This is a genomic window from Arthrobacter zhaoguopingii, assembly GCF_009828605.1.
Classification (GTDB): domain Bacteria; phylum Actinomycetota; class Actinomycetes; order Actinomycetales; family Micrococcaceae; genus Arthrobacter_D; species Arthrobacter_D zhaoguopingii.
The window spans coordinates 1-794 of record NZ_WIAE01000042.1 but is presented as its reverse complement, the minus strand read 5'-3'; the positions used below and the strand labels follow the sequence as shown (position 1 = coordinate 794).

At 68.6% G+C, this 794-nt stretch carries 1 protein-coding gene; it reads left to right on the top strand.

Features of this window, described 5'->3' with window-relative positions; all coding sequences use genetic code 11:
- Nucleotides 1-794: fatty acid desaturase family protein (locus tag GVV77_RS18045; protein WP_159620709.1), on the top strand; the 794-nt coding region annotated here is incomplete at both ends.

The window sequence follows — 794 nt, the reverse complement described above, 5'->3', positions numbered from 1 at the left end:
TATTCGGTTCTGCTGAAGCAGGTCCGGAAGGAGGGGCTGCTGACCCGGCGCCGGCGCTTTTATGTCTCGGTGTTCGCCCTGCTCACCCTGGCCATGGGGGCGGCCTGGACCGGGTTCGCCCTGCTCGGGGACACCTGGTTCCAGCTGCTGATCGCCGCGGCCCTGGGCGTGGTCCTGACCCAGACCGCGTTCCTGGCCCACGAGGCCTCCCACCGCCAGATCTTCCGGACCCGCGGCGCCAACGACTGGTCCGGCCGGGTCCTGGCCGCCGGCGTGGTCGGCATCAGCTACGCCTGGTGGATCGATAAGCACACCCGCCACCACAACGACCCCAACACCCGCGGCAAGGACCCCGACATCGAGGTCGACACCATCTCCTTCCTCGAAGAGGACGCCGCCAAGGCCCGCGGCCTGCAGGCCTGGATCACCCGCCGCCAGGGCTACCTGTTCTTCCCCCTGCTCACCCTGGAGGGCCTGAACCTGCACGCCCGCTCCATCATGACCCTGTTCCGCCGCGGCACCGTGCCCGGCCGCTGGGTCGAGCTGGCCCTGCTCGCGGTGCGCTTCACCGCCTACCTGGGCATCCTCTTCTGGTTCCTGCCCGTGGGCATGGCCTTCGCCTTCCTGGGCGTGCAGCTGGCCGTGTTCGGCCTCTACATGGGCGCCTCGTTCGCCCCGAACCACAAGGGCATGCCGGTCGTGCCCGAGGACAGCAAGCTCGACTTCTTCCAGAAGCAGGTCCTGACCTCACGCAACATCCGCGGCGGATCCTTCATCAACAACGCCTTCGGCGG